The sequence below is a fragment of the Dysgonomonas mossii genome, from assembly GCF_004569505.1.
Lineage (GTDB): Bacteria > Bacteroidota > Bacteroidia > Bacteroidales > Dysgonomonadaceae > Dysgonomonas.
The window spans coordinates 388,182-411,226 of record NZ_SPPK01000001.1 but is presented as its reverse complement, the minus strand read 5'-3'; the positions used below and the strand labels follow the sequence as shown (position 1 = coordinate 411,226).

The 23,045-nt window shown below is 37.1% G+C and carries 26 protein-coding genes; 19 read left to right on the top strand and 7 right to left on the bottom strand.

What is annotated here, in order from left to right:
* Positions 1-55: 55 nt before the first annotated feature.
* Complete coding sequence (locus tag E4T88_RS02000; protein WP_135103804.1) at positions 56-319, bottom strand: hypothetical protein; 264 nt, start codon at positions 317-319, stop codon at positions 56-58.
* Positions 320-661: 342 nt separating this feature from the next.
* Between E4T88_RS02000 and mce the strand changes: the two genes are divergently transcribed.
* The 7 genes from mce (at position 662) to E4T88_RS01970 (ending at position 5,783) form a co-directional block, all read left to right on the top strand.
* Positions 662-1,075, top strand: a complete 414-nt coding sequence (gene mce, locus E4T88_RS01995) for a methylmalonyl-CoA epimerase (RefSeq protein ID WP_006842412.1) — start codon at positions 662-664, stop codon at positions 1,073-1,075.
* 92 nt (positions 1,076-1,167) lie between these two features.
* Positions 1,168-2,718: an acyl-CoA carboxylase subunit beta gene (locus E4T88_RS01990; RefSeq protein ID WP_135103803.1), complete on the top strand. Its 1,551-nt coding sequence runs from the start codon at positions 1,168-1,170 to the stop codon at positions 2,716-2,718.
* 20 nt (positions 2,719-2,738) lie between these two features.
* On the top strand, positions 2,739-2,915 hold the full coding sequence (locus tag E4T88_RS17940; protein ID WP_167755417.1) for a hypothetical protein: 177 nt from the start codon (positions 2,739-2,741) through the stop codon (positions 2,913-2,915).
* A gap of 16 nt (positions 2,916-2,931) precedes the next feature.
* On the top strand, positions 2,932-3,381 hold the full coding sequence (locus E4T88_RS01985; protein ID WP_135103802.1) for a biotin/lipoyl-containing protein: 450 nt from the start codon (positions 2,932-2,934) through the stop codon (positions 3,379-3,381).
* A gap of 517 nt (positions 3,382-3,898) precedes the next feature.
* The gene (locus E4T88_RS01980; protein WP_135103801.1) at positions 3,899-4,477 is read left to right on the top strand and encodes a YceD family protein; all 579 of its coding nucleotides are present in this window, start codon (positions 3,899-3,901) and stop codon (positions 4,475-4,477) included.
* A 62-nt stretch (positions 4,478-4,539) separates the two neighbouring features.
* Entirely contained in the window at positions 4,540-4,725 is a 186-nt protein-coding gene (gene rpmF, locus E4T88_RS01975; protein ID WP_006842407.1) for a 50S ribosomal protein L32, read from the top strand.
* A 74-nt stretch (positions 4,726-4,799) separates the two neighbouring features.
* Positions 4,800-5,783 (top strand): beta-ketoacyl-ACP synthase III, encoded by a 984-nt coding sequence (locus tag E4T88_RS01970; protein ID WP_135103800.1) that lies wholly within the window; start codon positions 4,800-4,802, stop codon positions 5,781-5,783.
* Between the two features lie 72 nt (positions 5,784-5,855).
* Here E4T88_RS01970 and rbp read toward each other — a convergent pair whose 3' ends face one another.
* The 3 genes from rbp to E4T88_RS01955 form a co-directional block, all read right to left on the bottom strand.
* Positions 5,856-6,176, bottom strand: coding sequence for an RNA-binding regulator (gene rbp / locus E4T88_RS01965; protein WP_006842405.1), 321 nt, complete (start codon positions 6,174-6,176; stop codon positions 5,856-5,858).
* 251 nt (positions 6,177-6,427) lie between these two features.
* On the bottom strand, positions 6,428-7,369 hold the full coding sequence (gene ribF / locus E4T88_RS01960; protein WP_135103799.1) for a riboflavin biosynthesis protein RibF: 942 nt from the start codon (positions 7,367-7,369) through the stop codon (positions 6,428-6,430).
* 15 nt (positions 7,370-7,384) lie between these two features.
* Positions 7,385-8,017, bottom strand: a complete 633-nt coding sequence (locus tag E4T88_RS01955; RefSeq protein WP_135103798.1) for an HAD family hydrolase — start codon at positions 8,015-8,017, stop codon at positions 7,385-7,387.
* Positions 8,018-8,339: 322 nt separating this feature from the next.
* On the opposite strand from E4T88_RS01955, the gene recO reads away from it, so the two are divergent.
* From recO to E4T88_RS01910, 9 genes are all read left to right on the top strand, one after another.
* Positions 8,340-9,062, top strand: a complete 723-nt coding sequence (gene recO / locus E4T88_RS01950) for a DNA repair protein RecO (RefSeq protein ID WP_135103797.1) — start codon at positions 8,340-8,342, stop codon at positions 9,060-9,062.
* A 38-nt stretch (positions 9,063-9,100) separates the two neighbouring features.
* On the top strand, positions 9,101-10,894 hold the full coding sequence (locus tag E4T88_RS01945) for a MutS-related protein (protein WP_135103796.1): 1,794 nt from the start codon (positions 9,101-9,103) through the stop codon (positions 10,892-10,894).
* A 22-nt stretch (positions 10,895-10,916) separates the two neighbouring features.
* Positions 10,917-12,182 carry a DUF2851 family protein gene (locus E4T88_RS01940; RefSeq protein ID WP_135103795.1) on the top strand — a complete coding sequence of 422 codons (1,266 nt, stop codon included), beginning with the start codon at positions 10,917-10,919 and terminating at the stop codon, positions 12,180-12,182.
* Positions 12,183-12,189: 7 nt separating this feature from the next.
* On the top strand, positions 12,190-13,404 hold the full coding sequence (locus tag E4T88_RS01935) for a DUF6051 family protein (RefSeq protein WP_135103794.1): 1,215 nt from the start codon (positions 12,190-12,192) through the stop codon (positions 13,402-13,404).
* Positions 13,405-13,530: 126 nt separating this feature from the next.
* Entirely contained in the window at positions 13,531-14,007 is a 477-nt protein-coding gene (ybaK, locus tag E4T88_RS01930; protein ID WP_135103793.1) for a Cys-tRNA(Pro) deacylase, read from the top strand.
* A 202-nt stretch (positions 14,008-14,209) separates the two neighbouring features.
* Positions 14,210-14,440 (top strand): 4Fe-4S dicluster domain-containing protein, encoded by a 231-nt coding sequence (locus E4T88_RS01925; RefSeq protein WP_006842397.1) that lies wholly within the window; start codon positions 14,210-14,212, stop codon positions 14,438-14,440.
* A 63-nt stretch (positions 14,441-14,503) separates the two neighbouring features.
* Positions 14,504-15,586 carry a 3-methyl-2-oxobutanoate dehydrogenase subunit VorB gene (locus E4T88_RS01920; protein WP_006842396.1) on the top strand — a complete coding sequence of 361 codons (1,083 nt, stop codon included), beginning with the start codon at positions 14,504-14,506 and terminating at the stop codon, positions 15,584-15,586.
* 88 nt (positions 15,587-15,674) lie between these two features.
* Positions 15,675-16,433, top strand: a complete 759-nt coding sequence (locus E4T88_RS01915) for a thiamine pyrophosphate-dependent enzyme (protein ID WP_006842395.1) — start codon at positions 15,675-15,677, stop codon at positions 16,431-16,433.
* A gap of 10 nt (positions 16,434-16,443) precedes the next feature.
* Positions 16,444-16,998 (top strand): 2-oxoacid:ferredoxin oxidoreductase subunit gamma family protein, encoded by a 555-nt coding sequence (locus tag E4T88_RS01910; RefSeq protein ID WP_006842394.1) that lies wholly within the window; start codon positions 16,444-16,446, stop codon positions 16,996-16,998.
* A 98-nt stretch (positions 16,999-17,096) separates the two neighbouring features.
* Here the strand turns inward: E4T88_RS01910 and E4T88_RS01905 are convergent, their stop codons facing one another.
* On the bottom strand, positions 17,097-17,681 hold the full coding sequence (locus tag E4T88_RS01905) for an NAD(P)H-dependent oxidoreductase (protein WP_135103792.1): 585 nt from the start codon (positions 17,679-17,681) through the stop codon (positions 17,097-17,099).
* 109 nt (positions 17,682-17,790) lie between these two features.
* On the opposite strand from E4T88_RS01905, the gene E4T88_RS01900 reads away from it, so the two are divergent.
* Positions 17,791-18,687: a LysR family transcriptional regulator gene (locus E4T88_RS01900; RefSeq protein ID WP_135103791.1), complete on the top strand. Its 897-nt coding sequence runs from the start codon at positions 17,791-17,793 to the stop codon at positions 18,685-18,687.
* Positions 18,688-18,736: 49 nt separating this feature from the next.
* Here E4T88_RS01900 and E4T88_RS01895 read toward each other — a convergent pair whose 3' ends face one another.
* Positions 18,737-20,629 (bottom strand): glycoside hydrolase family 35 protein, encoded by a 1,893-nt coding sequence (locus tag E4T88_RS01895; protein WP_135103790.1) that lies wholly within the window; start codon positions 20,627-20,629, stop codon positions 18,737-18,739.
* A gap of 130 nt (positions 20,630-20,759) precedes the next feature.
* Here E4T88_RS01895 and E4T88_RS01890 point away from each other — a divergent pair, with 130 nt between their 5' ends.
* On the top strand, positions 20,760-21,560 hold the full coding sequence (locus E4T88_RS01890; protein WP_135103789.1) for a threonine/serine exporter family protein: 801 nt from the start codon (positions 20,760-20,762) through the stop codon (positions 21,558-21,560).
* A gap of 6 nt (positions 21,561-21,566) precedes the next feature.
* Positions 21,567-22,076: a threonine/serine exporter family protein gene (locus tag E4T88_RS01885; RefSeq protein WP_006842391.1), complete on the top strand. Its 510-nt coding sequence runs from the start codon at positions 21,567-21,569 to the stop codon at positions 22,074-22,076.
* A gap of 35 nt (positions 22,077-22,111) precedes the next feature.
* Here the strand turns inward: E4T88_RS01885 and E4T88_RS01880 are convergent, their stop codons facing one another.
* Positions 22,112-22,945, bottom strand: a complete 834-nt coding sequence (locus tag E4T88_RS01880; protein WP_135103788.1) for a metal ABC transporter permease — start codon at positions 22,943-22,945, stop codon at positions 22,112-22,114.
* Positions 22,946-23,045 lie beyond the last annotated feature (100 nt).

The following is a 23,045-nucleotide window of genomic DNA, read 5'->3' as shown; positions in this document are numbered from 1 at the left end:
GTCGGGATAATCTTTTTGTATTATAATACAATAGCAATTGTATAAAACTAAACAACTATAATCCTATTTGAGTTTTTATAAAGTTATTCGCTTCATCTTCACTCTGGAAATATATAAGCCCTTTAAACTCAAACGGGAAGTTATCGAAAGGCAAAGAGAATCGCTTCTTTTCACACGTTACAGAAAAGTCCTCATAATTGGTCGTCGTAAAATTTACAACTTCGTCAGGAGAGTCAATCTTAAACACCTTTATAGACAATTTTTTGGGGTCAACTCTATATAATATATCCCCTACCTTCAAAACATCTCTAAGTCTCATAGCAATATCATTTTAAAAGATGGAACAATAGGTCATATTATAACAACCATCTATAACACATTGTTCACAAAATTATCTATTTGATATAAAAGAGATATGAGTATAGGGAATATATGATTAATATTAATAACATAGCAATTAGTACTAAATATGGATATATTGGTACCTCACACAAGCTCAAGGAGTACAATATCAACACAAACAGTAACATATTTCCAAAAATGCACAGTTTCTTGTTTTTTGTGCACAATGTAAGTTTTTTTATAATTTTAATTTCGTTGTCTTATATTTTAATAGTACCTTTGGGGCGAACTAAATAATAACTTTTTATTCAAATATAACATGGATATTTCGCACATTGAACATCTAGGTATTGCTGTGAAAAGCATCGAAGAACAACTTCCTTATTATGAAGGAGTTTTAGGCTTAAAATGCTACAGCATAGAGGTTGTTGAAGATCAAAAAGTAAAGACCGCTTTTTTTAAAGTAGGCCAAACAAAAATCGAACTGCTTGAACCGACAAGTCCAGACAGCACAATTGCTAAATTTATTGAGAAAAAAGGAGAAGGAATTCACCACATTGCATGGTGTGTTCAAGACGGCGTAGCAAACGCTTTAGCTGAAGTAGAAGCTAAAGGAGTTCAACTAATAGACAAAGCCCCTCGCCGTGGTGCTGAAGGTCTTGATATCGCATTCCTTCACCCGAAATCAACAGGAAGCGTTCTTACAGAACTTTGTGAGACTCCAAAAAAATAAATAAGAAGATGACTTTACTCATTAAACCCACAATGAAGTAAAGTCATTTTTGCATTATCCTATAATTTAATTAGAATCTAAAATATTAAAACATGGGCCAACTTGAAAAAGTAAAAGAGCTGATAGAGCTCCGCGCAAAGGCACGCCTCGGTGGAGGAGAAAAGAGAATAGAAGCTCAACATGCAAAAGGCAAGTATACTGCACGCGAACGCTTAGCCATCTTATTGGATGAAGGCAGTTTCGAAGAATTTGACATGTTCGTTGAACACCGCAGTACAAACTTCGGAATGGACAAACAAAAATTCCTTGGAGACGGAGTCGTAACAGGCTGTGGTACGATCGAAGGTCGTCTTGTTTATGTCTTCGCTCAAGACTTTACTGTTATAGGAGGATCACTTTCCGAAACTATGGCATTAAAGATCTGTAAAGTAATGGATATGGCAATGAAAGTAGGTGCTCCGGTAATCGGCATCAACGACTCGGGAGGTGCACGTATACAAGAAGGAGTTAACGCTCTTGCAGGCTATTCAGAAATTTTCCAACGCAATATCTTAGCTTCAGGTGTAATACCTCAAATATCAGGAATCTTCGGTCCATGTGCCGGTGGTGCAGTATATTCACCAGCTTTGACAGACTTTGTCTTGATGACAGAAGGCACATCTTATATGTTCCTTACAGGACCTAAAGTTGTGAAAACTGTAACCGGAGAAGATGTAACACAAGAAGAACTTGGTGGAGCAAGCGTACACACTACTAAATCCGGTGTTGCTCATTTCTCTGTAGCGAACGAAGATGATGGATTATCTTTGATCCGCCACTTATATAGCTTCCTTCCTCAAAACAATATGGAAGAAGCTCCTCGCAAAGAATGTACAGACCCAGCTGCCAGAATGGAAGATTTACTAAATGAAATCATCCCTGACAATCCGAATAAACCATACGATATGTTTGAAGTAATCGGTGCAGTTGTCGACAATGGCGAATTCCTTGAAGTACATGGAAACTATGCTAAGAACATAATAATTGGTTTTGCCCGCATGAATGGTCAATCTGTTGGTATCGTGGCTAACCAACCTAAATACCTTGCCGGAGTACTAGACATCAACGCTTCACGCAAAGCAGCTCGTTTTGTACGTTTCTGCGATGCCTTCAATATTCCCTTGGTAACATTGGTAGACGTACCTGGGTTCCTTCCTGGAACAGGTCAAGAATACGGCGGTGTAATTACTCATGGAGCAAAACTTCTTTATGCATATGGAGAAGCTACAGTACCTAAAGTAACAGTTACTCTACGTAAGTCTTACGGAGGTTCACACATCGTAATGAGCTGTAAACAACTTCGTGGCGACATCAACTATGCATGGCCTACTGCCGAAATCGCAGTTATGGGTGCTGATGGAGCAGCAGAAGTACTTTACGCGAAAGAAATCAAAGAATCTGAGAATCCCGCTGAAGCACTTGCTGCAAAGAAAGCAGAATACAACAAATTATTCTGTAATCCTTTCAACGCTGCACGCTATGGATATATCGATGACGTAATAGAACCGAGAAATACTCGTTTCCGCGTTATCCGTGCTTTGGAACAACTGAGAACTAAAAAGCAAGTCAATCCTTCTAAGAAGCATGACAACCTGCCTCTATAATCTCTAAACGAATTAGTATTATGAGTAATAATAATATACCGTCAGAAGTATTAGCAGCTATAGCCTTAGCTATATATGATGTGCAAAACCAGCACGACATAGAAAGCAATGTGCTAACGATCAAACATGTGTCGAAAGATTATCTACCATGGGCTGACAAAAGTAAAGCTATGCTTCAAATGCCAGTAAGAAAATAAAATTTGATAAATTATTATGAAACAGTTCATATATAGAATAAACGGACAGGAATACATAGTAGCCGTAAACAAGATGGATAACGGTCTTGCTGAAGTTGCAGTAAACGGAAGCAACTATAAAGTAGAATTGGTAAACAACGAGGAAGAAATCACTCTTGTTACTCGTCCGGCTTCGAAAGCACCGGCAGCTACTGCCACAGCAGCAGCACCTAAAGCTACAACTTCGGCACCAACTAAACCAGCAAGTGGTGGTGCAGGCAGTGTAAAATCTCCGCTTCCGGGCATCATCATTGACGTATTAGTTAATGAAGGTGACGAAGTGAAGAAAGGACAAACTGTAGTTATGCTTGAGGCTATGAAAATGGAGAATGCGATCCAAGCAACTCAGGACGGAAAAGTTACCGGTATACATGTATCTAAAGGAGACTCTGTACTAGAAGGAGTTGCTCTGATTACAATCGGATAAAAAACAACTATCTATAAAGTAGCGCCGCATAAATTAATTTTTATGCGGCGCTCTCTTTTTATCTCACCTTACGCTAATGAATATTTTCCTATCTCCTATAACTCTATAGCACAATTAAACTAAACAACTATTTATCAACAATTTACATAGCATCTACCTTGTTAAAAAACAAAAAAAAGAAAATTTATATGCAACGTTTTTATATCCCCACCATCTATATACTAAATGAGCACTAGAACAATACTTAAAAAACAAAGCTACACTACATAATTAAAACTATATATTCTTTATTTTTAAAGGTATATTAAAAGAGAAAACAAACAACATTACTACGCTAATTAAGAGAAAGCTACATAAATTAATTTTTATGTAGCTTTTTTATATACAAATTCAAAATCATATCATTTACATTTGAATCCCCTCACCCACTTTGTTTCAAGATTAGACTTAAAATATTTATTTATTCCAAAAAAACTTTATACCTTTGCGCCGTTCTTTTGAGTTTTAAATACAATACGTGGGAAAGTTTAGCTTATATAATATCCCTTTGAGAAGTTTAACCGAAGGGAAACATGAATTCAAGTATGACTTGGATAATAAGTACTTTGCTCTTATTGATGACGGCACGGCCGATATAAAAAGGGGCAACTTAAAAGTAGTAGTATCTTTAAAAAAGACCAGTACTATTTTTGAGCTCAATTTTGATATTACCGGTTTTGTTTTAGTTCCATGCGACAGATGTTTAGACGACATCAACATGAATGTGGAAACAAAAAATAAGCTTGTCGTTAAATTCGGTAAAGAATACTCTGAAGAAAGTGATGAGATTGTTATCATCCCTGAAGATGATGGAGAAATTAATATCGCATGGTTTTTGTATGAATTTATCGTACTCAGTTTACCGGCAAAACGAATACATCCTCCGGGCACATGCAATAAAACAATGTCTTCTAAGTTAAATAAGCATCGGGCTAAAAGTTCTTCCGATGAAGATTCGGACGAAGACGACTTGGATGATATCGAAATTGAGGACGACTCATCCCTTACAGATTCTCGTTGGGACGCATTGAAAGATGTCTCTATTGACGAGGATTAAATAAGAACAGGAATTTGATTTTTTAATTCAGATATATAGAAATAACTAAATAAAACAAAAAGATGGCACATCCGAAACGAAGACAGTCAAAGTCTAGAACAGCTAAAAGAAGAACTCATGACAAAGCAGTAGCTCCAACATTAGCTGTATGCTCTAATTGCGGCTCTTGGCATGTATTCCACACAGTTTGCCCTGAGTGCGGATACTACAGAGGTAAATTGGCAATAGAAAAAGGAGCGGCGGTTTAATATCTTAAACCAAGACTTTAAGCCCTAATATTAGGGCATTTTTTTTATAAATACTCACAAAACCAAAAAATACAATGATTCGAGCTGCAATTACCGGTATAGGAGCATATGTCCCTGAGGATATTCTCACCAACAGTGATATTGAAAAATTGGTGGATACTACAGACGAATGGATCATGACCCGTGTCGGAATCAAAGAACGTCGTGTACTCAAAGGCGAAGGCAAAGGAACTTCTGTTATGGGAGCCGAAGCTGTGAAAGAATTATTGAAGAAAACAAATACCAAACCAGAAGAGGTTGAGGTAATCATTTTTGCCACTACTACACCTGACTATGTATTTCCATCAACGGCTGCGATGACAGCTGAAGCTTGTGGAATAAAAAATGCTTTAGGGTTTGATATCCAAGCTGCATGTTCAGGCTTTATATATGCATTAGAGGTTGGCTCTAACTTTATCAAATCAGGCAAGTACAAAAAAGTAATTGTAGCTGCAGGAGATAAAATGACATCTATAGCCAACTATAAAGATCGTGCTACATGTCCTCTATTTGGAGATGCTGCAGGTGCTGTAATGCTGGAGCCTACCGAAGAAGAGTTTGGCATTATGGATAGTATTCTTCATCTCGATGGAATTGGAATAACTCATCTCCACCAATATGGAGGGGGTTCGGCTTATCCGGCTTCACACGAGACCGTAGATAAAGACATGCACTATGTATATCAAGAAGGACAAGTAGTATTCAAACATGCCGTATCTAAAATGGCTGATGTTTCTGTAGAGATAATGGAACGTAATAATCTATCAAACGAATCGGTAGACTGGTTAGTTCCTCATCAGGCAAACATTCGCATTATCGAGGCTGTAGGAAATCGTATGGGACTTTCGCCAAACAAGGTTATGGTAAACATACAAAAGTATGGTAATACAAGTGCTGCCACAATTCCTGTCTGCATACACGAATGGGAATCTCAGCTTAAGAAAGGAGACAACCTCATCCTTACAGCATTTGGCGGAGGATTTACATGGGGAGCTTTATACTTAAAATGGGCATATTGATTATCGCCTGTCAATTAATAAAAACAAAAAAGGTGCCAAATGGCACCTTTTATTGTTTATGTAGAATACTAATTAATATTCACGTCTTCTAAAACCACCGTTTCCACCTCTGTTGTTATCGAAGTTTCTGCGTGGGCGGTCTCCACCTTCTGTACGAGGACGAGCTTCTGAAACAGAAATAGTTCTTCCGTCATATTCAGCACCATTTAATTCTTCAATAGCTTTTTGTCCGGCTGCATTGTCTTCAAGTTCAACAAATCCATAACCTTTAGAACGGCCTGTAGCCTTGTCCATAATAACTTTTGCTGAGGAAATTTCACCGTATTCGTTGAATAAATCTCTCAAATCATTGTCGTTGATGCTGTAGCTCAACCCTGCAATAAAAATGTTCATTGTAAAAAAATAAAATTTAAAATTTAATACTTTGCAGAAGAAGTAAATAAGAATAAAAAGCTAAAATAAACTAGACAAGAAAGGTTACCAAGAAGGGAAGTGACTTGCGAAGAAAAATTTAAACCATACTGTTAAGAACTCTAATGCTCCACAAATATAAAAATAAAAATCAGTTATTTAACTCTTTATCTATTATTTTTTTGTTATAAGTTAATATTTTAGGATTATATAACTGAGATATGGTTTAGAGACTAGGTATTAAGCCCTTTATAATTTTCAATAACTTTTATTACAGTCTCTTTATCTCTACTAATCTGATCCTTTAAAGTCGCAATATCTGAGAATTTTTCGTCAGGACGCACAAAATCAAGAAATTCTGCCGTGAGGGTTTTATTATACAGATCTCCGTCAAAATCGAAGAGATTAACCTCTATGCTTATATTATCTCCATTATGCAGTGTAGGGCGCTTGCCAATGTAAAGCATACCATCATATTTAATACCTTCGACATGTACATAGACTGCATATATACCAAATGCAGGAACGACCTTGTAAGTCTCCCATATCTGTATATTGGCAGTTGGGAAACCTATCGTCCTGCCTACTTTAAATCCTTCTACAATCTTTCCTGAGATGGTGTAGTTATATGATAATAACTTCCCCGCTTTACGGATGTATCCTTCTGCCAGAAGCTTACGTATACGTGACGAACTAACATGTTCGAGCCCGGGTAAAGCTTTCGCTTCTATGACCTGCATTTTTATTTCACTGCCATAGCGTTCGTAGTCTGAAAAGCCATCTTCTCTATTGTGACCAAAACGATGATCGTAGCCTATGATGAGAGAATCAACATTCAGTTTTTCTTTCAGGATATCCTGCATGAATCTCTTCGCAGACATTTGTGATATCTCAACCGTAAAGTCGAGACAAATACAATAATCGATTCCGGTAGTAGCCAAACGCTCTATCTTTTCGTCATAGCCACAAAGTAAAGACGGCTGATAGTCTTTTTGCAACACCTTTCGCGGATGTACAGGAAAAGTTATGACGGCAGAGGGTAAACCTCGCTTGGCGGCTTCTTCTTTCACCTGATCAATAAGATACCGATGTCCGGTATGTACACCATCGAAAAAGCCAATAGTAGCCACTAATGACGGAAGTTCTATCTTGTTTGTCTTATCCACTAACTGCATATCCTAAGTATTAACTTATAATAGGTTTCTATCAGTAAACACTTTTCTTAGGTCTTCTGTTTGATCGACCAGACAAGTTTCAAAGCCAATCTCTTTACCTATTTCTATATTCGCTTTGCCATCATCCAGAAACAGAGTCTCGGACGAAATCATTCCCGAATCGGCAAGTATAAAGTCAAATATCTCCCTGTCGGGTTTTGCATGCCCTATCTCAAAAGAAAGATAGCATTTATCAAAATATGCCTGAATAGGCAAACCTTCGGGTGAGAAAGCCTCACTTGAAGCCCATTTAATTACAGACGGATTTGTATTGCTTAATAAATATACTTTATACTTTTTGCGAAGCTCTTTCAAAAGTTCAAATTTGTATGGAGGAATCCCCGCTAAAAAGCCTAACCAACCATTATCGATATCTTCGGCAGCAATATTATCATTACCGCATAACTTGCGGAATTCTTTATAAAAACCTTCAGGACTTATTTTACCTTCTTCGTACTCCAGAAATATTCCTTCTTGACGAAACTCACCTAAATAATCTTCAATATTAGGGAAGCCAATAGCCGTAAAACGGTTCAACGCTTCCTGTTTATTTAGGCTTATAATAACTCCTCCCAGATCAAAAAGTATATTTTTTATTTTTTGAGACATAACGTTATATTTATTATATGCGAAGTTAGTCAATTATTTTTACATGGCTGAGATAATTGATGCATGTTTAATAAATAACCTCCATAGATCAGAAATTGCAAAAAGTGACAAAAGTGACAGTATTTTATTTGTTTTTCGATGTTACTTTTACCCTTTACAATATTATCACACATCGAACGGCTCTTTATAATTAAGATAATAATTGAAGATAAAGCTCAACGAGTTTATTACTTTTTTACTATCCCCTTTTATCTTCTTTGTAGAGATAACGAATCTCACTCGGATAAAAAATAGTATTTTTGTCAAGCTAAACATTATCGAAGTGCTTTATAAGACAAGAGGACTGGTACTGAATACCATAAACTACAACGACAAGTATTTGCTTGCTCAGTTATTTACCGAATCTTTCGGGCGGGTAACGTATATGGTGTCCAAAGCAAGAGGTAAGGGATCAAAAGTTCCCAAATCTTTATTTTCGCCTTTAGCGATACTCGACATGGAAGTTGAGCATCAAAGCAATAGAGACATTCAAAGAATCAGAGAAGCCCGCTCCGATTTTTATTTATATGAGATAGCCGGAGATATGGGAAAAACGTCAATGACTTTTTTCCTTTCCGAGTTTTTGTCAAGGGTCTTAAAAGATGCCGACACCAGCCAATTGCTATTCGACTTTCTTGAACAGTCGGTCCAGATACTCGAGATGACGGATAAAAGCATAGCTAATTTCCATTTGGTATTTATGCTCAAACTGAGCCACTTTATGGGATTTTATCCTAACCTTGAAGAATACAGGGAAAATAATTTGTTTGATATGATAAACGGCGAGTTTGTTCATTATCAACCTTTGCATAATCATTATCTTAACAGGTATGACAGTAAAGCTTTATCTATGCTGGCACGTATTACGTACGAAAATATGCATCATTTTGTTTTCTCTCGGCAAGATCGGGTTAACATCATAAATAGAATATTGGAATACTACCGTTTGCATCTGTACGACTTTCCGGCACTGAAGTCACTCGATGTCTTACACGAATTGTTTTAGCATACGATTAATTATAATAAAATCTATAACTTTAGCGAATGACACTAGAAGAAGTACAAGAATCATATAAGGATCTTATAAAAAGAGAAGACGAAAAGCTGACTAAACTAAAAAGTGCTATTTTTCAGATCGGAACTTTGCGGTTAGTTACTATCTTGGGATGTATCCTCCTTTGCTGGGTAATGTGGGGACATACTGTTGCCGTTGTTTCTATTATTTTTATAACAGTCGTCATCTTTCTCTATCTGCTAAAATATCACAACAAACTATTTCTCAAAAAAAGATATTGTGAATTATTGATTAAGAATGCCGAAGGTGAGCTGAAAGGTATCGATTATGATTTTTCAGCTTTCGATGGAGCACCTGAAAAGGCTAATGGCAGCCATAGCTATAGTGTAGATCTCGACTTATTTGGAAATCACTCATTCTTTCAGTCTATAAACCGTACTGTTACTTCTTGTGGCAAGAACAAACTAGCAGACTCCCTGCTAAAGCCCTTTGAGAAAAAAGATGATATTATTGCACATCAAGAAGCCGTAAAAGAATTGAGTCGTAACCCACGGCTACTCAACCACCTGAGAGCAACAGGACAGATGAGCGAAACCGAGGGACTGGATATAGATCACTTCTCCCGTCAATTTATGCAAACTCGCTTATTATCTGAAAGCTATTGGCGATACTTTGTATATATCGCACCGGTTCTATTTGGCCTATCTATTGTCCTAAGTTCCTTAGGATTGATGCCTATTGCAATACTAGGATCTTGTTGGACTATTTTCTTTATAGCAAGCCTTACTCCGATGAAAGACATTCGGCTGAAGATGAGCTTTTTTGAGAAGAAAATAGAGACCCTACAAACATACTCAAGCCTATTTGAAATAATAGAGACCGAAGAGTTTAAATCACCATTATTAATCGAATTACAAAATAAAATTAAAGAAGGGGAACTTGCCTCACTAGCTATCCATCAGCTAAAATCATATAGCAACAACCTCGATCAGTCATCCAATGTCTTGGGGTTGCTTCTTCTCAATCCCATTTTCTTCTGGAATATTATTTATTCAATAAAGATTGAAAAGTGGATAAGCCGCCATCAAGAAAATATCGGAAGCTGGTTAAAAGTTTTGGCAGAGTTTGACAGTCTGGTGTCTTTTGCTGTATATACTTACAACCATCCCGATTATATTTATCCCGAGGCATCTGAAACATATATATTGGAAGGTAAAAACCTTGGTCACCCGATGCTCAATCGGAAGGTGTGCGTAAGCAACGATGTAACAATAGAAAGCCATCCCTTTTTCCTTGTAGTTACAGGAGCAAACATGGCAGGAAAAAGTACATACTTGCGAACCGTAGGCATAAACCTCATGCTGGCTTGCGCTGGTGCTCCGGTGTGTGCCTCTTCATTGAAATTCTATCCATACAAGCTTGTTACCAATCTTCGCACCTCCGATTCGCTTACAGACAACGAATCTTACTTTTTTGCAGAACTTAAGCGTCTCAAAATGATAATCGACCGTCTACAATCGGGCGAACCATTGTTTATTATCCTCGACGAGATACTGAAAGGCACCAACTCGGAAGATAAGCAAAAAGGCTCTATAGCTTTGATGAAACAATTGGTGTCACTAAGGACAAATGGTATCATTGCTACGCACGATTTATTGTTGGGCGACCTTGAAAAAGAGTTTCCCGATGCTATAAAGAATTACCGCTTTGAGGCGGATATTAAAGATGATCATCTCTCATTTACCTACAAAATCAGAGAAGGAGTAGCTCAAAATATGAACGCAAGCTTTCTGATGAAAAAAATGGGTATTACCGGATTATGATCAATAACCTAACACTTAACTTATGGAAGACATTTTACACTACATCTGGAAATTCAAACTCTATCAGAAAGAACTCAAAACGACTGATGGTCGTCAGATAGAAGTTTTAGACGTAGGCTTGCCAAATACGAATGAGGGTCCCGACTATTTTAATGCTAAAATAAAAATAGATGGTGAACTATGGGCAGGAAATATAGAAATACATACAAGCTCAGATCAATGGAAAGCACATAACCATCATAAAAACAAAAGCTATAATTCGGTGATACTTCATGTAGTAGAGAAGGCTAATTGTGAAGTATTTAATGAACTGGGACAATCTGTTATCCAATGCGAGATAACGTATCCGCAGCATATAAAAGAGAACTATGATTTTCTGATTCATTCCAATACGGATATTCCGTGCCGCAACTATATAGGAAACGTTCCGCCTTTCCACCTCAACTCGTGGATGAATACGTTACTGATAGAGCGTCTCGAAAGAAAAGCAAACCATATAGAAAGCTTGCTTAAGAGTTTCCAGAACTCGTGGGAAGATGCTTTTTATGTGCTGCTTACCAGAAATTTTGGATTTGGTCTCAACTCCGACTCTTTTGAGCGATTAGCGCTTAGTCTGCCATTGAGGTGCATTCAAAAACAAGGAGACAATATTATTCAAATAGAAGCTCTTTTATTCGGACAGGCAGGTATGCTTGATAATGTGAAAGTTCAAGACGATTACTTCTCTTTGTTGAAAAAAGAATATGAGTTTCTGAAAAATAAATATGATCTGAAACCGTTAGATTCATATATATTCAAAAGTATGAGATCACGGCCTACGGCTTTTCCTCAGATAAGAATTGCCCAACTGGCTTCTTTGTTGCATAGTTCACATGGATTATTTTCTAAAATTACAGCTTGTGATGATATCGGACGTATCCGGCTGATGTTTCATGTCAATGTCTCTGAGTATTGGCAAACCCATTACGCATTTGGAGTAACATCGGAACGCAAGTCTAAATATCTAGGTGATTCGTCTCTCGACATTTTACTGATCAATACCGTAGCTCCGATATTATTTATATATGGGAAAAGTATAGACAATGAAACCCTTTGCGAACGGGCTCTAAAGTTTTTGGAAATGCTAAAACCTGAACAAAATAGTATAACCAAGCTTTTTGCAAAATTGAAAATGCCATTAAACAGTGCAGCCGACTCACAGGCTATGATTCAACTGAAGAGAGAATATTGCGAACTTCGCAAATGTTTGTTTTGTAGAATAGGACATCAATTACTGGTAGAAAAATAAAAATAAAATGAAGTACATAGACCTTTTTAATCATCTAAAGAAGATCGAAAACTATACAGATAGTGAGATCGAGATAGATCAAAATTTGGTAATGCGTAACTTTACCTTCGACTCCAATTATCGTTTTATCCTTCCCGGAGGATTGGGCAATAACGATGATTATGAATTTATACCGAGTGTACCTGAAGATTATGAACCCGATGTGATTCAGGAAATGTTGAACAAGAGAGACGCTGAAATATTAGAGAATATCAAGTTCAGATATCACATGATAATGCCTAAAAAAGAAACGAAAGCGAAAGGCATTATACTCATGTTTCACGGCTTTAATGAGAAAACCTGGTATAAATATTTACCGTGGGCTAAGCATATAGTCGACAAAACGGGTAAATCAATAGTTATGTTCCCTATAGCATTTCATATGAATCGTGCTCCTGCGGTTTGGAGTAGTACGCGTGAAATGTACAGAGTAAGCGAGCAACGAAAAATGCGCCACCCCGATGTTATCTGTTCCAGTTTATCCAATGTAGCCATCAGTACACGTTTGCATAATAAGCCTCAACGTTTTATTTGGTCGGGGTTGCAAACTTACTATGATGTAATCGACTTTGTAGAGAATTTCAAGGAAGGACTACATCCCGCTATAGATAAGGATGCTTCTATCGATTTCTTTTCATATTCTATAGGTACATTCCTAGGCGAAATACTGATGATGAGTAACAAAGACGGGCATTTCTCTAACTCCAAGTATGCTACTTTTTGTGGAGGAGCAGTATTCAACAGGCTATCACCCGTCTCAAAATTTATACTCGACAGTGAAGCCAATGTAAGTCTTTATTCCTATGTCGTAGAACATCTGGATAGCCACATGAAGCGCGACGAAGTGCTTCGTCATTATATGCATACACATCCGGAAGGCAACAACTTCAGAAGCATGCTGAATTATAGAGTACTGACAGAATGCCGAGAGGAAGTATTCAGGAAAATGAGCCATCAATTCTATGCTATAACATTGGCAAAAGATGAAGTTGTTCCGGCCTATGAAGTGATAAATACACTGCAAGGTTCACGCAGGGATATCCCGATCAATATCGAAATTCTGGATTATCCATACAAATATATACATGAAGATCCATTCCCTGCACTACCAAAAATCGCAGATGAAGTAGACGAGCAATTCAGATTTACGTTTGACAAAATCAGTGCTTTTCTCCAATCTTAGTGCTGTATTTTTTCTTTCTGAACTTAATATATGAGAAAGCAATAAGGGCAATTAATATGAGTACAAAACATACTTTGTAAACATCTATCGCGTTTAGTTGTTTTATTTGCAGAAAAATAAGTAGAAATGAAGATTGATAAAACAAACGCCGTCCGGCTTTTGGATAAAGAGAAAATAGAATATAAGCTTATTCCATATCAGGTCGACGAGTCCGATCTTAGTGCCATACATGTCGCCGAACAGTTACACGAGCCCGTTGAGCAGGTTTTTAAAACACTGGTACTGAAAGGAGATAAGTCCGGTTATTTTGTTTGTATTATACCCGGAGCTGAAGAGCTCGATTTGAAAGCAGCTGCTAAAATCTCAGGAAATAAGAGTTGTGATATGATACCGATGAAAGAGCTTCTTAATATCACAGGATATATAAGAGGCGCTTGTTCTCCTATTGGTATGAAAAAATTGTTTCCGACCTATATCGATAAATCTTATGAAGTGTTCGAATATATTTACATAAGTGCCGGAAAAAGAGGTTTACAAATTCAGTTAAATCCGCTGGATTTAATACAAATAGTAAGCATAACAACCGGTAGCCTCACTAAATAAAGATTAAACATCTCTAAAGACATGGATTATCAGATCTTGTATGATAAAATGCTATCTCAATATGTTTTAAGACATCTTTTTTTTAACATCTTTATTCATAAAAAAAAGGAATATAATAAGAATAACCTCTACCTTTGCGTGGGGATCAAATGAGAACTTTATTATAGTTAGCGATTACTAAAAAAATTATTATAAAGAAAAAATGGCCAAAATAAAAGGAACAGTAGTTGTAAACGAAGAACGTTGTAAGGGCTGTGACCTCTGTGTGGTTTCATGTCCTTGTGATGTTTTAGAACTTCAACCTCGTGAAGTTAACAGCCGGGGTTATCACTACGTTTACATGAAAAATCCAGATGCTTGTATAGGTTGTGCCAATTGTGGTTATGTATGTCCTGACGGATGTCTCACAGTCTACAAGAAAAAATTTGAATAAATGATGACGAATCAATACAGCTTTTTCGCTTAGTAGATTCGTTTTTTTAATTAACCAAAAATTATGTCAGAAGAAATAGTTTTAATGAAAGGCAATGAAGCCATAGCTCATGCTGCAATTAGATATGGGACAGACGGATATTTTGGCTATCCTATTACTCCTCAATCGGAGATAATGGAAACGTTGATGGCCGAAGCACCGTGGAATACTACCGGTATGGTTGTACTTCAGGCTGAAAGCGAAATAGCATCTATAAATATGGTTTACGGGGGAGCCGGATGTGGCAAAGCCGTGATGACCTCATCTTCAAGTCCGGGTATGAGTTTAATGCTCGAAGGGGTGTCTTATCTTGCCGGAGCCGAATTGCCTTGTTTGTTAGTGAATGTTATGCGTGGAGGACCCGGATTGGGTACAATACAGCCATCGCAAGCCGATTATTTCCAAACTGTAAAAGGAGGAGGGCATGGCGATTATAACCTGATAACTCTTGCTCCTGCATCGGTACAAGAAATGGTGGACTTTGTTGCATTGGGATTCGATCTCGCATTCAAATATCAAACACCGGCTATGATACTTACCGATGGTGTTATCGGGCAAATGATGGAAAAGGTAAAACTTCCGGAATTTAAACGCAGAAGAACCGAAAAAGAGATACGCGAACAATGTCCTTGGGCTACCCTAGGAAAACCAGCTGATAGAAAACCGAATGTAATAACTTCGCTGGAACTTGATCCGTATAAGATGGAGATAAATAACCTCCGTTTTCAAGCTAAGTTTAAGAAGATAGAGAAAGATGTTTGTTTGCATCAGGAGGTAAACTGCGAAGATGCAGATTATATACTTGTTGCTTTCGGGTCTGCTGCCCGTATATGCCAAAAAGCAATGGAGATAGCACGTGCTCAAGGAATAAAGGTGGGTCTTATACGTCCAATAACTTTGTGGCCGTTCCCATCGAAGGAGATTGACAAATATTCAACAAAGGTAAAAGGAATGCTTACAGTGGAAATGAACGCCGGACAGATGGTTGAGGATGTTCGTTTGGCTGTAAACGGTAAAGTAAAGGTTGAACATTACGGACGTTTGGGTGGAATTGTTCCTACTCCAAGCGAAGTAGTAGACGCCTTGCAGAATAAATTTGACTGTTGAAAAACGATATTAAGATAGGCAAGTGTTTATCGCATTTGCGAGAATAGTAAGTAGGTCTGAGACCTTAAAATTCAAAGTTTAAACAATTATGAGTACAAATATTATAGATCCGGCTAACCTAGTATATGCCAAGCCTGCGTTGATGAACGATGTGGACATGCATTACTGCCCGGGTTGTTCACATGGTGTAGTTCATAAGTTGATAGCTGAGGTTATTGATGATATGGAATTGCGTGATAAAACAATCGGTATAGCTCCGGTTGGTTGTGCTGTGTTTGCATACAACTATTTGGATATCGACTGGCAGGAAGCTGCACACGGACGTGCTCCGGCACTGGCTACAGCAGCAAAACGACTGAATCCCGATAAAATGGTATTTACATATCAGGGAGACGGAGACTTAGCTGCCATTGGTACTGGTGAAACGATACATGCGGCAAATAGAGGTGAAAATATTGCTATAATCTTTATTAATAACGGAATCTATGGCATGACCGGAGGACAAATGGCTCCAACAACCCTTAGCCAAATGATAACATCAACATCTCCTAACGGACGCGATACTCACGAGAGTGGATACCCTCTCAAGATTCTCGATTTGTTAGCTCAGTTACAAGGTGTTTGTCTGGCTACTCGTCAGAGCGTTCATACGGCAGCCTCTGTAAAGAAAGCAAAACGCATGATACGCAAAGCGTTCGAAAACTCGATGGAGAATAAAGGAACATCTATTGTAGAAATTGTATCTACATGTAATGCAGGATGGAAAATGTCTCCTCAGGCAGCTAACGATTGGATGGTAGAAAATATGTTTCCTGCATATCCATTAGGCGATTTGAAAAATATTTAAACAAAGAAACATGACACAAGAAATAATTATAGCAGGTTTTGGAGGACAAGGTGTATTATCGATGGGTAAAATCCTTGCTTATTCAGGTCTGATGGAAGATAAAGAAGTTTCATGGTTCCCTTCTTACGGACCGGAGCAACGTGGAGGTACAGCTAACGTGACTGTAATATTGAGCGACAGCCCCATCAGCTCGCCGATAGTGAATGAGTTTGATATTGCGATTATTTTAAATCAGCCGTCATTGGACAAATTCGAATCGCATGTAAAACCGGGAGGAATATTAATTTATGACCCGAACGGATTTCAACATCCACCAACACGTAAGGATATCAATATCTATAAAGTTGAAGCTGTGGATACAGCTATATTGATGAAAAATACGAAAGCATTCAATATGATTGTTCTAGGTGGATTATTGAAAGTAAGCCCAATGGTAAAACTCGAAAACGTTATGAAAGGATTGAAAAAATCTTTACCGGAACGTCACCATGGTTTACTGCCAATGAATGAGCAGGCAATAATGAAAGGTATGGAAATAATACAAGAAGTTCAAAAATCTGAATAAGATTCCGTTTCTTTGAAAATAAAAAAGGATAGTAAAAAAAATTACTATCCTTTTTCTATATAAGTACCGTTAATTAATCTTAGGGCAGAAAATAACATTTAGAATACATCATTCAAATGTCTTACATAATTTTCTTGAGATTGTTTTATATTGGGGTTCTTCATCACGTCATAGAAGTGAAAACTCTTTACAGGATCCATTCCAACAAAAGCATTCATCCGATGAAATCCGAACATAACACCTTCGTCAACACTATGTTGCTTAAAAAACTCACCTTCGATAGTAAATGCCTCTAAAGGAGCATTCCATGTCGTAGTAAGCATATACTTACGTCCTTGCAATGAACCTCCCGTACCATAATTGCGGGTGGGATTAGCCGAGCGCCTACCATCGCTAAAATAAATCCCTTTTTGATGACCTTCGGTAAAGACCTCGTCAATGTATCGTTTAAAATCATTCGGAATCTGAAACCACCAAATAGGGGTATGGTATACAATAACATCTGCCCATACAAACTTTTCAACTTCATCAGATAGATTATATTCATCATTGATATCAGTATATTTCACATCATAATCTTTATCTTTAAAGTAATCTACAGTCCAATCTGACAATGTCTTATTAAATTCTCCGCCCGAATGGGCAAATTTAGGAGCTCCATTTATTACAAATATTTTCTTCATGCTTATTCTTACGTTTTAATATTTAGTATTACAAAAATAAAGCCTTTTTATTAATCAGTAAAATAATATAAATTATATATTTGTATTATAATTATAATAACAAAATAAAGTGGTAAATTTTGAATGGTTTCGAACCTTTAAAGCAATATATGAAAGCGGTTCCCTCACATCAGCAGCGAATAAGTTATATATATCACAACCCGGAGTAAGTCTGCATCTGAATTCTTTAGAGGCACATATCGGAAATAAATTGTTTGACAGAGGAACACGGAAGATGCTACCCACCGAACATGGCAACATGCTCTATAACTCAATTGTGGATGCCGTAAAAAAACTGGAGGAAGCAGAAAAACATTTTTACAGGAATGCTGATTCAGGCAAATCAAGTATTAGTATTGGCATGTGTTTTGAAACATTCCAACACGTACTGGAGCCTTTTATAAGTGAACTTCCATTTAACCTCATATCAAAATTCGGTATATATCAGGATATGTTGAATGATCTGGATAAAGGTTTACTGGATTTTGTGATATCACCCCAAAAAGATGAATCATTTAATATACAGTATATTCCATTTTCGAAAGAAAAAATTACATTAATAGCGGGATCGAAAAGCAATATTACGGAATTCTATAAGGTGATGCAAAAACCTGAAAAAGCAGAAGATTGGTTAAATAAACAAACATGGTTTGGCACAACGGGAGATATGGAACATTTGCGAAATTTTTGGCTACATAATTTCAAAAAAAGGCCGGACTTTAAACCGAATTATATTGTACCCAATATAAGCTCTATTATACGTTGTATCTCAGGCAAAGAAGGATTTGCCATTATACCGGACTTTTTAGCAAAAAAGGAATTAGAAGATGGTAATATCCAACTGGTATGGGAAGGGTATACGCCTCTCGAGAACATATTATATTTTGCCCAACGCAAGAAGACAATCTATAAGAAAGAGCTAGATATACTACAGGAGATTTTTATGACGCAAATGTCTATTGAGTAAAAAAGTAAGAAAGGGTGATTTCTCACCCTTTCATTCTATAGTAGTTACCTTATTGAGGCAGCTTAAGATTTGTCAACACAGGAACTTTTGTTGTTCTTACTTCTGCGTGATGCTTATCATGCTGTTGTTCAAAAATTACAATCTCATTTTGTCCTTTTTTTAGCCATACACCGGGAACATATAACGTTTGTTGAGGACCTACATTCCAATAACGCCCGATGTTCTTACCATTTATAAAGACAATACCTTTCCCCCAATCTTCCATATCGAGGAATGTATCCCCAGTTTCTGTAAGATTGAATGTACCTTTATATAAAGCCGGAGCACCCAGAAGACGTTTAGCAGCTGATTCTGTATTACTATATACACTTGATTGTTGCATCTTACTAAAATCAGGAGCTTCATCCATCGGTATCTGATACATTTGCCAATCACCTTCTATCTCCATTCCGTTTATTACAACAGGGCTGATGATTCCTTTTGTGTTATGAACAATCTCAGATCCGTAATTGATACGTCCCATATTCTCTACTAAGATTTCTAACGTAGAATTGAATGGAATGTCAACATCTATAGAATCTTGATTAAAATATCGGTTAAGTTCCCCTACCTTTTCATCATTTGCATATATAATAGCATAATCGCGCAAACCATTTATCTTCAGTGTACCGCTTATTGGCTGATTGAAGTGCTTTTTATATAAAACATATCCATAACCTTGATTCAACTGCTCGAAAGTCATAGGTTTATTATTTTCCACTACTTTTGAGTTCAATCCGTCTAATGTAGCTATCTTGTCAAGTTTAATAGACGGAATCTCTATCACAGGTATAGCAGCGGGAACCTTAGGCAAAGAGTAATTGACATATTTTTTAATTACATTACGAAGCGAGTCATATTTTGGCGTTACCCATCCTGCTTCGCTTATAGGTGCATCGTAATCGTAGCTAGTGAGATCGGGCTGAATATCATGTTTCTTATCATAGTTAGCACCACTGGTAAAACCAAAATTAGTTCCGCCATGCACCATGTAATAGTTGATAGACACATTATTTTGTAAATACTTTTCTGTTTGACGGGCTATACTTGTAGCACTTATCTGAGGATGAGGTTCAAGCCAGTGAGCAAGCCATCCGGGATAAAACTCTGCAACCATATAAGGTCCTTGTCCTCCATTATACTTATCTACGGCTTTCTTTAAATTCTCTATATTACTTTCCCCATTTGCTGTTGGTAAAGCCCCTGGAACAGCGCCTCCTTCAAACAACCAACTTCCATCCGAAGTAAAAGATGGAACATCGAAACCTGCATCTTTTAATTGCTGAACGATTTTTGCATTGTATCGGCGATGCTCTTCTAATGGAATATCTTTACGTTGGGAGACATAAGATCCGAACTCATTTTCTGCCTGCACCATAACAATAGAGCCACCTTTAGTTATTTGCAAGTTTCCAACTTCCTTATACAATCTGTTTATATATAACTGGGTATACTTTAGAAATTGCTCGTTATCACGTCTCAATTCCAAACCCTCTACATTCTGAAGCCACCAAGGATAACCTCCAAATTCCCACTCAGCACATACATACGGACCGGGACGAAGTATCACCATCAATCCTTCTTCACCTGCTATTTTTATATATTCCGCAAGATTCTTATCTCCTGTAAAATCCCACTTACCAGGTTCGGGTTCATGTATATTCCAGAATACATAAGTAGCCACAGCATTCAGTCCCATTGCTTTCAGCATCTGCATACGATGACGCCAATATTGATGAGGAATACGCGGATAATGCATTTCGCCTGAAATTATTCTTATCGGTTTTCCGTCATATACAAAATCTCCATTCTTAATCTCAAACGTATGTTTCTTCTGAGCAAAAGAACTGATGGAAAAAACGAATAATAATATAAAAAAGGTTGAACAAATCTTTTTAAACATGGTTTTCTTTTTAAATTACTAATTTAAAGCTATATATTATTATAAATTAAATTCACGTTTATAAACTCAATTATAAGTGTTTACTACATTAAATATTCTTTAATATCTTTGTCGTAAAATTAAGGTTGGAATGTTAGAGTATAAAGATACAACAGAAAAAGTAAAAATACCAGCGCAACGCTTAGCCGATCTCATTTTAGATATAGGTACTTATCTACTTGCATCGGGAGCGCACTGCGGAAGACTCAATAGTAATCTGGGGAGAATGGCTTCGACATGGGAGTTTGATCTGCATATAGATCCTACGTTCAAAGGACTGTTAATTACAGTAAAAGATATGAACGACCCAGCAAATACAGTCACCAGATTTAAGAATTCGCCCCCTCACAATGTCCACCTTGCTGTTTTGACTGAAATATCACATTTGTCGTGGAAAGTAAAAGAAGAGAAACTTTCCATCACTGAAGCTGAAAATGAATTTGCTGCAATCAAAGCTAAACCATATTATAAAGATATATATGTTGCTATAGCTGTCGGACTTTCATGCGCAGGCCTATGCCTTTTCTCATTAGGAGATTCGATGAACGCTATGGTTACTTTTATTGCCGCTTTTTTAGGTTATTTTGTCCGTGTTGCCTTCTCTAAGAAGAATTTCAACTCTATGATTTGTATCTCGATAGCAGCTTTTGTTACCACTCTGATTACAGGGCTTGGAAGACTATATGGAATCGGAGCACACCCCGAAGCTGCCATGGCTACAGGTGTATTATATCTTATACCCGGAGTCCCTCTTATAAATTGTGTTATAGACCTGATAGAAGGCTACCTCTCGTCTGCAATCAACAGAGCCTTATTCGGAGGATTTATTTTGCTTTGTATTGCCGCAGGAATGACCTTATGTATTACACTAATGGGTATCAATAATTTTTAGAAAAAAATGGAAGAACTTACTATTATAAATATACTACGCGACTTTGGCATTGCATTCATCGTCGGCTTCTGTTGGGCTATATTATTTGGTTCACCTAAACGTTTGTTATGGGTAGCCGGCCTGCTGGGAGGAATGGGACATTGTATTCGTTTTATTTTGGTTCAGCTCGATTTCGGGTTAATAACCGCAACTCTGGCAGGGTCTGTACTAATAGGACTGATAGGTATTTTTGCTGCGCATAAGGTAGACAGTCCACCTGTTGTATTTACAATGCCGGCCTGTATTACGATGATACCGGGTATGTTTGCTTATAAAACGATGCTTGCCGGAATAAAGGTTACAGATCTAACAATTGTAGAACAGAATCCTCGCATACTCATAGAGATGTCACACAATCTTATGTTGACAATGTCTCTTTTATTCACCTTGGCAATAGGAATATGTATCAGCGCACTGCTTTTCCGAAAATCGAGTGTAAAAAATATATCGCTGAAAGATATAATAGGAAAAGGCTGATACTCTAGTTTACTTTATTATCTATCTCAGTTCCCCTATAAAGAACCGATTAATTGTTTCTTATGTATTAATTTGACGATCCATCGGGATATAAGGAATACTATTATCTGAGTAAAAATAATAAAAACACCAGATGGTACATCCAAAACAGCAGAAAGGAATAATCCGACCAAACAACCCAAGAACCCTATAAGAATAGACAGCAAAATCATCTTCACAAAATTAGAAGTGAATAGATTAGCTGTCATCTGAGGAACCGTCAATATAGACATAAGTAAAACAATTCCAACCAAACGGATAGACAAAACGATTGTTATTGCTATACCCATCATCATCGCATACTTAATCAGATTGACAGAGAGATTGCGTGTCTTTGCAAAATCAGGATCGAATGCTGCAAAAAGTATTTGTCGCCCAAAAAGCAGGAAAACAATGATAAGCACCAATGATAAAACAGCCAGATACACAATATCTGGTTTTGTTATAGTTAAAATATTCCCAAAGAGATAATCAGAAAGGTTAGGTGCAAACCCAGGCTTAAGATAGATAAAAATAATACCAACAGCCATCCCTAAAGACCAGAATGAACCAATAGCAGAATCTTCTCTAACTCCCTGCCTTGAAGAAAGCCACTCAATACCAAACGCCGACAGTATAGAAAAAATCATTGCAGACAGAATTGGATTCCATCCAAAATAGAAGCCCATTCCAATACCGCCGAGCGAAGCATGTGTTATCCCTCCACTAATAAAAACTAATCTGCGGATAACAACATACGATCCTATAATTCCACATGCAATAGAGGCAAAAAAACTACCTAGAAGAGCATTCTGAAAAAAGCTATAGGATAGAAGATCAAAAAATTCCATTGTGATAATATTATTTTTTTCTGAATCAGACATTTCTAGAATGAGAAATAATCATCATTTCTATTTTCCAGAAAAGTGACAAAAGTAACACTTTATTGAA